Genomic DNA, 13,788 nt, shown 5'->3' with positions numbered 1-13,788 from the left:
TTTATATTATTTTGAATAGTATTTCCTGGAAGAGATTGATTTTTGGTTATCGAAAACTAGTAAGAATTAGTTTTTTTGCCCTTTCAGGGCTTTTTCTTTTAGGTACTCTTTCTATCGTTGACTGCGTTAGGGATGGCAGCGGTATCCTTTTGTGATAGCTGGCATTTTCTTAAATCAGTTAAAACTTCTATCACAAAAGATTTAGCGTACAGCCCGACCCGAAGGGAAACGCCATAGTTATCTTATTAGTTTTGATTCTGTTAAATTATAGTCGATTTTAGTTTTTTAAGTTGGTATGGTGGTTTTTTTTAAAAGTGAATCAGTATTTTTGTTTGAAACATTATAATTTAAGTATGAAAAAAACTATTGTATTGTTGACACTATTTGTGATTTCAAATTTAAGTGCTCAACAGCGCCCTAAGTTGGTGGTAGGTATTGTGGTAGACCAGATGAAAATGGAATACTTGTATCGGTTCTCAGATGATTTTTCGTCTAATGGATTTAAACGATTGATGAATAATGGATATACTTTTCAAAATATGCATTATAATTATATGCCTACATATACTGCGCCTGGACACGCTTCTATTTATACAGGTACTACGCCTGCAACCCATGGAATTGTAGGGAATGAATGGTTTAGCAGAACGCTTGGTAAGGAAACATATTGTACTGACGATGCGGGTGTAAAAACAGTAGGAGATGGTACCGTGGAAGAAGGGGCAATGTCGCCTAAAAACCTGTTGAGCACTACGATTACCGATGAAGTTAGAATGGCAACCAATTTTGCTGGAAAAGTGATTGGTATGAGTCTTAAGGATCGTGGGGCGATTTTGCCGGCTGGACATTTTGCGAATTGGGCATTTTGGTACAGTAAGACTGGTTCGTTTATTTCAAGTACTTTCTACGGAGAAAAGCTTCCGGAATGGGTTTCAACGTTCAATAGTGAGAAACATTATATGCCTTATATCAATAAAGGTTGGGATTTGTATAAGCCAGCTTCAGTTTATAATGAAAGTTTGCCAGATGATAATCCATATGAAGGAAAGTTGTACGGAAGTGCCGCTCCTGTTTTTCCATATGATTTGAAGACTATGTATGAGAAAAATGATGCAGGAATCTTAAGAGCTACTCCGTACGGTAATGATTTATTAGCTGAGTTTGCGATGAAAGCTATCGAGAAGGAAGAATTAGGAAAAGATGATATTACGGATTTTCTGACTGTTAGTTTTTCTTCTACAGATTACGTAGGGCATTTACTTGGGCCAAGATCAATGGAACTTCAGGATACTTATTTGAGACTAGATCAGACGATAGCTGACTTTTTGAATTATTTGGACAAGACTGTAGGGAAAGATAACTACTTACTATTCTTAACAGCGGATCACGCAGGAGCTGAGAATGTAATTTACTTAAAAGACAGAAAATATAATGTTAATAATTACCCAGTTAAGGATGTTAGGAAGAGTCTGCAGGATTTTTCAACAAAAACATTTGGTGTGGATTTGATCACGAATTATTCTAACTTTAATATCTTTTTGAATAAGCAAATTATTAAGAAAAAAGGACTTGATTTAGTAAAAGTGAAACAGACTTTTAAAGAGTTTTTAATTTCACAGCCGCAAGTTAAAAGAGTATATACAGAGGAAGAAATTTTAGCCAATTCAGGTAAAGATTATTACCTTGATTTTGTAGCAAAAGGGTACGATGTAACTCAAAATGGAGATTTGATTATTCTTGATAAGCCTGGAGATATTGAATATTCTACGACAGGAACATCGCACGGAACGCCTTATAGTTATGATACTCACGTTCCTGCTATTTTTTATGGATGGCACATTAAAAAAGGAGAATCCTATGATAAAAAAGCCATTACAGAAATTGCTCCGACAATAGCACAAAAAATTAAAGTGACTTTTCCAAATGGAACCGAAGCAAAAGTATTGCAGGAAGTTTTGGATGAAAAATAGTTCATACTTATAAAATAATAAAAAAGCCTGTCTTGTTTTTCATGACAGGTTTTTTTATAGGTATAAAAAAAAGGCTTCTCAATTAAGAAAAGCCTTTTGATAGTGTTTTTTAGTAAGCACTTATTTTAATGTTAATACTATGCGTTTGTTAACACTAATTCTTCGTTGAAAGGTAGATTCCAAGCTTCTGCAACTCCTTTATAAAGGATTTTTCCATTAGCGATGTTTAATCCTTTTTTCAATTCTTCGTTTTCGTTACAAGCTTTTTCCCATCCTTTGTTTGCTAATTGTACAGCGTATGGTAAAGTAGCATTTGTTAAAGCTAAAGTAGAAGTGTAAGGAACAGCTCCCGGCATATTAGCTACACAATAGTGAACAATGTCATCAATAATGAAAGTTGGATTTTCGTGAGTTGTAGGAGTACAAGTTTCGATACATCCACCCTGATCTACAGCTACGTCAACAACAACAGTTCCCGGACGCATTAATTTTAACATATCACGAGTGATCAAGTGAGGTGCTTTTGCTCCTGGAATTAAAACAGCACCAACAATTAAATCAGCTGTAGCGATTGCTTTTGTGATGTTGTAGTGGTTAGACATTTCTGTATTTACGTTAGCTGGCATGATATCATCTAAATAACGTAAACGTGGTAAGCTTAAGTCCATGATAGTTACCTGAGCACCTAGACCAGCAGCCATTTTAGCAGCCTGAGTTCCTACGATTCCACCACCTAAAACCAATACTTTTGCTGGTGGTACACCTGGAACACCTCCTAAAAGAATTCCTCTTCCTTTTAATGGTTTTTCAAGGTATTTTGCCCCTTGTTGGATAGCCATACGACCAGCTACTTCAGACATTGGTACTAATAATGGTAAACTACGGTCAGCTTTTTCAACTGTTTCATAAGCTAAACATACAGCACCTTTTTCAAGCATAGCGTGAGTCAATGGCTCTGATGAAGCAAAGTGGAAATAAGTGAATAATAATTGATCTTTCTTGATTAATGGATACTCAGAAGCAATTGGTTCTTTTACTTTAATGATCATTTCAGCAATTGCGTATACTTCTTCAATAGTTCCTAAAACTACCGCACCTGCATTTGCATACTCATCGTCACCGAAACCACTTCCTAAACCGGCAGTAGCTTGTACATAAACAGTATGTCCGTGTTTTTTCATTTCAGAAACTCCTGCTGGAGTTAATGCTACACGGTTCTCATTATTTTTGATTTCTTTTGGAACACCTATTATCATTTTGTTATCTTTTTTATTTTTTGTTGAAATTGTTTTACAAAACTACAGATAGAGAATATATTATTGATTAATGTGGAATAAATAAGAAAATATTATTCTATTTTATACTTTTACAGAAAAATATACTGTTTCTGGAAAGCAAATTGCCTCTAAAAAGAAAAAATGACTAAATTTTATTAATCAATGAAAACGTTTTCGTTATGGCTTTAGATGAAATTGACAAGAAAATCTTACGACTTTTACAGGAAAATGCGCATTATACTTTAAAGGATATTGCGAACAAGATAAACCTGTCTTTGACACCGGTTCATGACAGGGTGAAACGTCTTGAAAAAGAGGGTGTTATAGAGAAGTATGTTTCTATTTTAAACAAGAAAAAACTCGGTAATAATTTAACGGTGTATTGTCAGGTGACCCTCACGAAGCAGACTTATGATACTTCGGAAGGATTCAATCAGTCTATTTTAAATCTGCCTGAAGTGGTGGAGTGTAATTATGTTTCGGGAAATTTTGATTATATGTTGAAAGTTGTCATTCCCGATATGGAAAGTTTTCATCATTTTCATCAGAAAAAATTAGCCGTTCTTCCTGAAGTTTCTCTGATCAATACCGTTTTTGTAATTTCAGAGGTAAAGAGTACTACTGTTTTACCAATATAGTTTACAAAAGTGCTATGGATTCGTTTTAATCGAGTAGAATTGAAGTGACTAAAACTAAAATACAAAAGCCATCAAGAAAACTTGATGGCTTTTGCTGTATTAATGGTTTCGGTGTATCCTAGTAGTAAGTAAAACGTCTTACTTTGGCAATGTATTTCGCCAGACGAATTACCTGGTGGCTATAGCCGTATTCGTTATCGTACCAAATGTACAATACAATGTTCTTTCCGTCTTTAGATACAATTGTAGCATTACTGTCATAAATTGAAGGGGCTGATGTTCCTACAATGTCAGATGAAACCAATTCGTTATTCAACGAATACTTGATTTGCTCTACTAGTTCGCCTTCCAAAGCGTATTTCTTCATGATCTTATTGATAGCCGGGATCGAAGTTGCTTTTTTAACTTCTAAGTTTAAAACTACCAATGAACCATTTGGAACAGGGACTCTGATGGCATTAGATGTTAATTTTCCTTCTAATGATGGCAATGCTTTTGCAACAGCACTTCCGGCCCCCGTTTCGGTAATGACCATGTTTAAAGCTGCAGCTCTTCCGCGACGATATTTTTTATGCATATTGTCAACCAAATTCTGGTCGTTTGTATAGGCATGGATAGTTTCTAAGTGTCCTTTTACTACTCCTAAAGTATCTTCAACAGCTTTTAATACTGGTGTGATAGCATTTGTCGTGCAGGATGCAGCAGAGAAAATATCAATTTCGTCAGGATTGTACTCGTTGTGGTTTACTCCGTGAACGATATTTGGAACTCCTTTTCCAGGTGCAGTCAATAAAACTTTACTGGCTCCTTTAGAAGTTAAGTGTCTTTTTAAAGCTTCTTCTGTTGTAAAAGCTCCGGTATTGTCAATAACTAAGGCCTCATTGATTCCGTATAAAGTATAATCAATTTCTTCCGGTGAATTTGCTGTAATGATATGAACGGTGGTTCCGTTGATAATTAATGCATTGTTCTTTGGATCGGCTGTAACAGACCCCTGAAAATCTCCATGTATTGAATCGTATCTTAAAAGAGAAGCTCTTTTCTCTAATGTTGAAGCGTCATTTTTGTCTCTGGTAACAATCGCTCTCAGTCGCAATTGATTTCCTTTTCCGGTTTTAGACATTAATTCTCTGGCTAATAAACGGCCAATTCTTCCAAAACCATATAAAACAACATCTTTTGGCTGAATTTCTTCAGAAGATTTTGCTTCTTTCAATTTGTCGATTACAAAATATCGCGCATCAGGATATTTTTCATCTTCCAAACGATATTCATAAGTTAGTTTTCCAAGATCTAATTTTGCAGGTGGAAGATCTAAAGATAAAACTACTCTGGCGATTTCAACTGAATCAAAAATGGTGATAGGCTTGCCTACAAATTCACCGGCATATTGATGCAAATTGATAATATCGCTGACATTTTGATCCAGTAATTGGTTTTTGAAAAGAACCATCTCAATGGATTTGTCATACCATAAATCGCTTATGATTTTAATTAATTCGACACCAGCTCTTCTTCGGTCGACTTGTAATGATACCTCTTTTTGGTACAAAGATTTTTTGCTCATAATTGATTAAATTGAAAAAATAAATACACGAATATTTTTAAATTTTGCGCAAAAGTACCCATTTCAATCGATTTCGTAAACTGTTTTATGATTTATTTTTGAAATTTGTATAAAAAATATTTTTTCCTAATTAGTTAAAAAATGAGCTTATGATAATGAAAATGGGAGTTCATTTGTGAAGGAAAACAAAAAAGTCACCTTATTTCTAAGATGACTTTTTTATGAGTTTTCAGTCTCAGTTGGCAGTTTCCAGTGGAAAACAAACTGTAAATCGAGACTGAAAACTGAGACTGCAAAAGGGAAACTTAAATAATAATTCGGAGAATTTCACCCGATTTACTAATCATTTCAAGACGTACACTTTGTCCGTCATTTTTTCTGTTTAAAAGTTTAGAAACCGTTTCTATATTGGTTGCTTTTACATTATCAATACTCAAGATGATATTGCCTTGCAGTTCATTTTGATACTGCATTAAATTTTCGTTGGTTATACTTCTGATTTTTACACCATAATCAATTTTGAATCTCTTTTTATCCGAAGCATCGATATTTTCTAATTCGATTCCTTTAAACTCGGTACTGAAAAATTCATTTTTACTTAAAGTTACCGGTACTGTTTTGGTTTTTCCATCTTTGATATAGGTTACCTTAACGACATCATTCGGGCGTTTTGTGTTGATGTAACCTGATAAATCTGCATAAGTTGCAATATTTTGGTCGTCAAGTTTAACGATGATATCCCCTTTACCAAGCCCAGCTTTTTCAGCGCCGGAATTTTTGGATACTTTACTAATGTAGAATCCTTGTGTTTCTGTAATTCCTAATTCTTTAGAAGCGGTACTGTTTAATTCGCCACCTTCAACACCCAAGATACCTCTTTGTACATTCCCGAATTCCATAATGTCTTCGATTATTTTTCGGGCGATATTAGACGGAACGGCAAACGAATAGCCTACATAGGAACCTGTCATCGAAGATATCATTGTGTTAATACCAATCAATTCACCTCTGGTATTTACTAAGGCGCCACCGCTATTTCCGGGATTTACTGCAGCATCGGTCTGAATGAAAGACTGGATTCCGTTTGTATCCAGATTTCTGGCTTTTGCCGAAACAATTCCGGCTGTAACAGTAGAAGTTAAATTATACGGATTCCCTACTGCCAAAACCCATTCTCCGATTTTTACAGAATCAGAATTGGCAAAAGCGGTATAAGGTAATTTTTCATCAGCATTAATTTTTAGTAAGGCAATATCCATTTTAGAATCGGTTCCAACTAATTTAGCTTTGTATGACTTTTTATTGTTTAAAGTAATTTCGATTTCTGTAGCATCTTTAATCACATGATTGTTGGTTACAATGTATCCGTCTTCCGAAATGATAACTCCGGATCCGGTTCCAACTTGCTCTTGCTGCTGTTGACCTCCGTAACCGTAGAAAAATTCCATCATTGGGTTGCTGACTGTTCTTCGCGAAACATTTTTTACGTGAACCACAGTGTGAATGGTTTTATCTGCGGCTGCTGTAAAATCAACCGTTTCGGCAGATAAGGCTACGTTTCTTCCAAATGAATTTGGGGCAAGAGTAACAACAGAATTTCCTCTTCCAAAAAAAGAATTGTTGCTTTCAAATAATAATTTGTAAGCACCAAGGGTAGTTGCACCACTAAGTAGTGAAACTAAAAATAAGGTTGAAAATCTTTTCATATTACAGTTTATATTATTGGTTATTTTAACGTAAAAATACTTCAAAAAATTATTTGATAAAACGGTTTAACGCTCTTTAACATTGATTAACATTTCATTAATTATTTGTTCGTACTTTTGTGTTTATTAATGTAAAAAAAATGCAAATAGAATTTTATAAATACCAAGGTACAGGGAACGATTTTGTTATGATTGACAACCGATCAGAGTTCTTCCCAAAAGAAAATATTAAATTGATTGAACGCTTGTGCGACAGGCGTTTCGGGATAGGTGCGGATGGACTTATTTTGTTAGAAAATGATACCGAAACCGACTTTAGAATGGTCTATTATAATTCAGATGGTAATCAGAGTTCGATGTGTGGAAATGGTGGCCGTTGTCTGGTCGCTTTTGCTAATCAATTGGGGGTGATTGAAGATAAAACTACTTTTATTGCGACCGATGGTTTGCATCATGCTTCGGTAGGGGAGGATGCTATTATTTCATTGCAGATGATTGATGTTGATGAAGTGCAAAAGAATGATTCTTATACTTTTTTAAATACTGGTTCGCCACATCATGTGCAGATTGTGGATGATTTAGAGCACTACAATGTGAAAGAAAATGGTACGGCAATTCGTTATGGTGAGTTATACGGAGAAAAAGGAAGTAACATTAATTTTGTGAAAAAAGTAGATGACAGTACCTTTTCATTGCGTACTTATGAAAGAGGTGTTGAAGATGAAACTTTGGCTTGCGGAACAGGAGCAACCGCAGTAGCAATCGCGATGAATGCTATTGGTTTAACAAATGAAACTTCCATTAATCTGAATGTTGAAGGCGGTAAACTGGTCGTTTCTTTTGACAAATCTGGAGATAATTTTACCAATGTTTTTTTGACAGGACCTGCTAAATTTGTTTTCAAAGGAACTATTGAAATTTAATCACAAAGAGCACAAAGACCATTCAAAAATCAGCAATCTAAAATCTAAAATTACATGATAACACTCAAAGGCGATTCGATTTATCTGCGTGCATTAGAACCTAATGATTTGGAGTTTGTGTATGCCATGGAAAATGATGAAAGCATTTGGGAAGTGAGTAACACACAGACACCTTACAGTAGGTTTTTGATACGCCAATATCTTGAAAATGCACAACAGGATATTTATGAAGCCAAGCAATTGCGTTTGGCTATTTGTCAGGATCAGGACTTTCCGGCGATTGGATTAATTGACTTGTTTGAATTTGATCCAAAAAATAACAGAGCAGGTATTGGAATTGTCATTCAAAAGGATGAAAACAGAAATCAAAAAGTTGGATCTGAGGCATTAGGGCTTTTAATTAACTATGCATTTCACAATTTAAATTTGCACCAATTATATGCAAATATTGCTGTGGGAAATGCAGCAAGTGTAGCTCTTTTTACTAAATTTGGCTTTGAGAAAATAGGAATTAAGAAAGATTGGATTTTGCTCCATAACCAGTATCAGGACGAAGCAATGTTTCAGTTAATTAACAAACAAATTTAAATTTAAAACTTTGAGCATAAAAAAAATCATCACGTTAACTGCTGTTGCCGTAATTTCAGTTTTAATGATTTACGGATTTATTTTAATTAGTAAAATCTTCAGTGCCAATACCAAATTCGAGGAGAAAGAATTGTACGTGTATGTTCCAACTGGAGCGAATTACACCGATGTGAAGAAAATATTGGAGCCCTATATCAAGAATTTTGAAGATTTTGAAATGGTGGCTAACAAAAGAAGTTATCCTGAAAATGTAAAGCCAGGTCGTTTTTTGCTTAAAAAAGACATGAACAATATGGATTTGGTTCGTGCTATGCGTTCTAATGTTCCGGTAAAATTAGCTTTTAATAATCAGGAGAGATTGGAAAATTTTGCCGGAAGAGTAGGCTCTGAAATCGAGGCCGATAGTTTATCTTTAATGAAAGCCTTTAAAGATCCGGAATTTTTGGCAGCAAACGGTTTCAACGAAGACAATGTCTTTGCCATGTTTATTCCAAATACTTATGAAATTTATTGGAATACTTCTGCAGAGAAGTTTCGTGATAAAATGATCAAGGAATACCATAATTTCTGGACTGCTGAGAGAATTGAAAAAGCAAAAAAACAGGGATTAACTCCGGTTCAGGTTACTATTCTAGCTTCGATCGTTCATAAAGAGTCAGTAAAAAAAGATGAAAGACCCCGTATTGCCGGTGTTTATTTGAATCGTTTGCGTTTAGAAATGCCACTACAGGCAGATCCGACCGTAATTTATGCTTTAAAACTAAAAGACAATAATTTCGATCAGGTAATCAAAAGAGTGTTTTATAACGATTTGATTATGAAATCTCCATACAATACCTATGTGAATATTGGACTTCCCCCAGGACCAATCGCGATGCCTGATATTACAGCTCTGGAAGCCGTTTTAAATCCGGAAAAAAACGATTATATTTATTTTTGTGCCAGTGTTGAACGCTTTGGATACCACGAGTTTGCTTCTACTTTGGCCGAGCATAATGTAAATGCAAAAAAATATTCAGACTGGATTGCCAGTCAGGGAGTAACAAGATAGTTTTGAGTTTTAAAAATATATTTTTCTTATCGGTTTTGATGTTGCCGGGTGTTTTTTCTGTGAACGCCCAAAGCAGGTTCGAAAGTTTTTTAACGCTTTCGGACACTTTAAATAATAAGCGACAAAATACAGTTATCGTTACTGAAGCTACTTTGGCTTCAGTAACATTACTAGGATTAAACCAGCTTTGGTATGCTGATTATCCTCGTTCTAATTTTCATTTTATAAATGATAATAACGAATGGCTTCAGATGGATAAAGTAGGGCATATGTATTCTGCGTATCATTTAGGTAGGTTTGGAGCTGAAATGATGAACTGGAGTGGTGCCGATCAAAAAAAGCAACTGATTTATGGAGCAGGTTTAGGTTTTGCCTTTTTAACTGCCGTTGAAGTTTTGGATGGCTTTTCGACCGAATGGGGTGCTTCTTCAGGAGATATTATTGCCAATGTAACGGGTACTGCCTTATATGTTTCTCAGGAATTACTTTGGAAAGAACAGCGCATTACTCCAAAATTCTCTTTTCACACTACACATTACGCAAATTTAAGACCTAAGGTATTGGGAAGTTCGTTAAACGAACAGGTCTTAAAAGATTACAATGGGCAGACTTATTGGCTTTCTGTAAACCTTCATTCTTTTGCAAAACAAAGCAAAATCCCAAAGTGGTTAAATCTGGCTTTTGGTTATGGAGCGGATGGAATGTTAACAGGAAATTTACAAAAAGATAATGCCGATTTAGCCCAAAACCCTGAAAGATTTCGTCAGATTTATCTTAGTTTTGATGTGGATTTGACGAAAATTGAAACAAAATCACATTTTTTGAAAACTATTTTTTCAGTTTTTAACACGATAAAAATTCCGGCTCCAACTCTCGAATACTCCGCCAATAAAGGGCTTAAAGCACATGCCTTCTATTTTTAGAAAACCTTAACTTGTTGATTGTCAATATTGTTTGTTTTTTATTACCTTTGCACCGTAGAAATTTCAAAAAGGTGACAGCGTTTTGAAGAAAAACAATTTATGATAAAGAAGTGGTATTTTTATGCGAGTTTGATCGTTATTATTACATTTTTGACTTTGGGTTTTAAACCCTTTAATCTGGAAACCAAACCGTGGTTTCTAATAGAAAAAACAGATGGATCTGAATACTTATTTCCATCGCAGGAAGAGGATGATTATCCTACCTTACACAAATTAAACACCCCATTTACTGGAAAGCGTCTTATTGGTTTCAAAGAGGCCGTCGCTTTTAAAGAATCTCAAGGAAAATATCGTTTGGTAAATTCACTTGGTTATATGGGAAAATATCAATTTGGGACTCAGGCACTGAGAGCCATAGGTGTTCGAAACAACAAAGCCTTTTTAAAAGATCCTGCCTTACAAGAAAAAGCATTTATTGCGCTATTGTCTAAGAACAAGTGGATTTTACGTAATGAAATTGAAAGGTATGAAGGGAAAGTGATCAATGGTATTGAAATTACCGAATCTGGTATTTTAGCTGCTGCACATCTTGGAGGTGCCGGTTCAGTTAAAAACTTTTTTAAGAACAAAGGAGGCCAACATTTTAGAGATGCCTACGGAACTTCATTAAAAAGTTACCTGAAAGCCTTTGCAGGTTACGATCTTTCTTATATTGAAGCCGATAGTAACGCTACGATACAGCATTAAAAAAATGTAAATTTTATAAGAAACCTGCTTTTTAAAGCAGGTTTTTTTATGCTTGCTTTTAATTGATAATATTGAATGATATTTTAGATGTGAATTGTCGCTATGTGTCATTTCAAATGACAGTAGGACTCTGATAAAGGTTAAAGGTTTTTCGTTGGAGTGAAAATTGAAAATACTGGATAAAAAAAGAGAGACATTTGTCTCTCTTGGAATTAGTTTATCTTTTGTATATTACATTTTAATCAATTAAAATTTCTAAAATTTTAATAGCAGCTTCACTAATTTTTGTTCCTGGACCAAATACAGCTACTGCTCCGGCATCAAAGAGAAATTGATAATCCTGTGCCGGAATTACTCCTCCCACTATGACCATAATATCTTCCCGTCCGTGTTTTTTAAGTTCTTCAATAACCTGAGGCACCAGAGTTTTATGCCCGGCAGCGAGTGATGAAACACCTAGAATGTGAACGTCATTTTCAACAGCTTGTTTGGCAGCTTCAGCTGGCGTTTGGAATAGCGGACCTATGTCTACGTCGAAACCTACATCGGCATAACCCGTAGCCACTACTTTTGCGCCTCGGTCATGTCCGTCCTGACCCATTTTTGCAATCATAATTCTCGGACGTCTTCCTTCCTGTTTGGCAAAGGCATCTGCTAATTGTTTTGCCTTTTCAAAATTCTCGTCGTTTTTTATTGCTGCACTATACACACCGCTAAAGGATTTAATTTGTGCTTTGAATCTGCCGAATACACTTTCAAGAGCATCGCTAATTTCTCCTAAAGTCGCTCTGTTTCGGGCGGCTTCAATTGCAATTGCGAGTAAGTTCCCTTCTCCGGTTTTTGCACAATGAATTAATTTTTCGAGTGATTGATTTACTTTTTCAGTATCTCTTGTTTCTTTAATTGTTGTAAGCTGATCGATTTGCTGTTTACGTACCATTTGGTTGTCAACATCCAGAATATGCAAAGGATCTTCTTTTTCTAAACGATATTGATTTACACCTACAATTATATCTTGTCCGCTGTCTATTCTTGCTTGTTTTCTTGCTGCTGCTTCTTCGATTCTCAATTTTGGAATTCCGGCTTCAATGGCTTTTGTCATTCCGCCTAGTTCCTCGACTTCTTCAATCAGTTTCCAGGTACTTTTCAGGATTTCATCGGTAAGGCTTTCAACATAATAACTTCCTCCCCAAGGATCAACCGTTTTGGTAATTTTAGTTTCTTCCTGTAGAAAGATTTGTGTATTTCGGGCAATTCTTGCCGAGAAATCAGTAGGTAAAGCAATAGCTTCATCTAGCGCATTTGTATGGAGTGATTGTGTTCCGCCAAAGGCTGCCGCTGTGGCCTCGATACAAGTTCTGGCTACATTGTTAAAAGGATCCTGTTCTGTTAAACTCCAGCCACTGGTTTGACAATGTGTTCTCAGGGCTAAAGATTTGTCACTTTTAGGATTGAATTGTTGTACTAATTTTGCCCAAATCATTCGACCGGCTCTCATTTTGGCAATTTCCATAAAGTGATTCATTCCAATGGCCCAAAAGAAAGACAATCTTGGAGCAAAATCGTCAATAGTCATTCCCGTTGAAAGTCCGGTTCTAATATACTCAAGACCATCTGCCAAGGTATAAGCCAATTCAATATCGGCAGTAGCACCGGCTTCCTGCATGTGATATCCAGAAATAGAAATAGAATTGAATTTTGGCATTTTTTTGCTCGTAAATTCAAAAATATCAGCGATGATTTTCATCGAAGGAGTTGGTGGGTAAATGTAAGTATTACGTACCATGAACTCTTTCAGGATATCGTTTTGGATGGTTCCGGATAATTTTTCAATAGATACACCTTGTTCTTCGGCAGCAACGATATAAAAAGCCATAATAGGTAAAACGGCTCCATTCATCGTCATCGAAACCGACATTTCGTCTAGTGGAATCTGATCGAACAATACTTTCATGTCTTCGACAGAATCGATTGCTACTCCGGCTTTTCCAACATCACCAACTACCCGCTCATGATCTGAATCATAACCTCGATGGGTTGGTAGGTCAAAAGCAATGGAAAGTCCTTTTTGTCCGGCAGCTAAATTTCTTCTGTAAAAAGCATTGCTTTCTTCTGCGGTTGAAAACCCTGCATATTGACGAATCGTCCATGGACGTCTTACGTACATTGTAGCATAAGGTCCGCGTAAATTTGGTGCAAATCCGGCTCCGAAATTCAGAAACTCTAAATCTTCAATATCTTTGCCAGCGTACTTTTTTTTGAGCTCAATCCCTTCAGCTGTTGTGAAGTTCTGAAGTGGGGATTCTGAGTCAGGCTTCTGCACGTCTAACTTTGCACTGTCGACATCTAACGTAATATGTGTAAGGTCTTTTCTAATCATGGAGACTCTTCGTTGTAT

General features: G+C 35.7%; 11 protein-coding genes. 7 read left to right on the top strand and 4 right to left on the bottom strand.

The window, feature by feature from the left end; all coding sequences use genetic code 11:
* Nucleotides 1-353 precede the first annotated feature (353 nt).
* On the top strand, nucleotides 354-1,970 hold the full coding sequence (gene pafA / locus FLA105534_RS11240) for an alkaline phosphatase PafA (RefSeq protein WP_173966207.1): 1,617 nt from the start codon (nucleotides 354-356) through the stop codon (nucleotides 1,968-1,970).
* 137 nt (nucleotides 1,971-2,107) lie between these two features.
* On the opposite strand, the gene ald is transcribed toward pafA, so the two are convergent.
* The gene (ald, locus tag FLA105534_RS11235; protein ID WP_173966206.1) at nucleotides 2,108-3,226 is read right to left on the bottom strand and encodes an alanine dehydrogenase; all 1,119 of its coding nucleotides are present in this window, start codon (nucleotides 3,224-3,226) and stop codon (nucleotides 2,108-2,110) included.
* Between the two features lie 200 nt (nucleotides 3,227-3,426).
* Between ald and FLA105534_RS11230 the strand changes: the two genes are divergently transcribed.
* On the top strand, nucleotides 3,427-3,885 hold the full coding sequence (locus FLA105534_RS11230; protein WP_017498637.1) for an Lrp/AsnC family transcriptional regulator: 459 nt from the start codon (nucleotides 3,427-3,429) through the stop codon (nucleotides 3,883-3,885).
* 118 nt (nucleotides 3,886-4,003) lie between these two features.
* On the opposite strand, the gene FLA105534_RS11225 is transcribed toward FLA105534_RS11230, so the two are convergent.
* A complete protein-coding gene (locus FLA105534_RS11225; RefSeq protein ID WP_173966205.1) occupies nucleotides 4,004-5,452 on the bottom strand; it encodes a glyceraldehyde-3-phosphate dehydrogenase in 1,449 nt (482 codons plus the stop codon).
* Between the two features lie 305 nt (nucleotides 5,453-5,757).
* The gene (locus FLA105534_RS11220; protein ID WP_173966204.1) at nucleotides 5,758-7,158 is read right to left on the bottom strand and encodes a trypsin-like peptidase domain-containing protein; all 1,401 of its coding nucleotides are present in this window, start codon (nucleotides 7,156-7,158) and stop codon (nucleotides 5,758-5,760) included.
* Nucleotides 7,159-7,298: 140 nt separating this feature from the next.
* Between FLA105534_RS11220 and dapF the strand changes: the two genes are divergently transcribed.
* From dapF to FLA105534_RS11195, 5 genes are all read left to right on the top strand, one after another.
* Nucleotides 7,299-8,081: a diaminopimelate epimerase gene (gene dapF, locus FLA105534_RS11215; RefSeq protein ID WP_173966203.1), complete on the top strand. Its 783-nt coding sequence runs from the start codon at nucleotides 7,299-7,301 to the stop codon at nucleotides 8,079-8,081.
* Nucleotides 8,082-8,135: 54 nt separating this feature from the next.
* Nucleotides 8,136-8,669 (top strand): GNAT family N-acetyltransferase, encoded by a 534-nt coding sequence (locus FLA105534_RS11210; protein WP_173966202.1) that lies wholly within the window; start codon nucleotides 8,136-8,138, stop codon nucleotides 8,667-8,669.
* Between the two features lie 10 nt (nucleotides 8,670-8,679).
* The gene (gene mltG / locus FLA105534_RS11205) at nucleotides 8,680-9,720 is read left to right on the top strand and encodes an endolytic transglycosylase MltG (RefSeq protein ID WP_173966201.1); all 1,041 of its coding nucleotides are present in this window, start codon (nucleotides 8,680-8,682) and stop codon (nucleotides 9,718-9,720) included.
* A 38-nt stretch (nucleotides 9,721-9,758) separates the two neighbouring features.
* Nucleotides 9,759-10,643 carry a DUF2279 domain-containing protein gene (locus FLA105534_RS11200; RefSeq protein ID WP_394368049.1) on the top strand — a complete coding sequence of 295 codons (885 nt, stop codon included), beginning with the start codon at nucleotides 9,759-9,761 and terminating at the stop codon, nucleotides 10,641-10,643.
* 99 nt (nucleotides 10,644-10,742) lie between these two features.
* On the top strand, nucleotides 10,743-11,390 hold the full coding sequence (locus FLA105534_RS11195; RefSeq protein ID WP_173966199.1) for a peptidoglycan-binding protein LysM: 648 nt from the start codon (nucleotides 10,743-10,745) through the stop codon (nucleotides 11,388-11,390).
* Between the two features lie 238 nt (nucleotides 11,391-11,628).
* Here FLA105534_RS11195 and scpA read toward each other — a convergent pair whose 3' ends face one another.
* Complete coding sequence (gene scpA, locus FLA105534_RS11190) at nucleotides 11,629-13,770, bottom strand: methylmalonyl-CoA mutase (protein WP_173966198.1); 2,142 nt, start codon at nucleotides 13,768-13,770, stop codon at nucleotides 11,629-11,631.
* Nucleotides 13,771-13,788: the final 18 nt, after the last annotated feature.

This window comes from Flavobacterium collinsii (assembly GCF_902804485.1).
Lineage (GTDB): Bacteria > Bacteroidota > Bacteroidia > Flavobacteriales > Flavobacteriaceae > Flavobacterium > Flavobacterium collinsii.
Note: the sequence above shows the minus strand (reverse complement) of the source record. Positions and strands in the feature narration are given on the sequence as shown.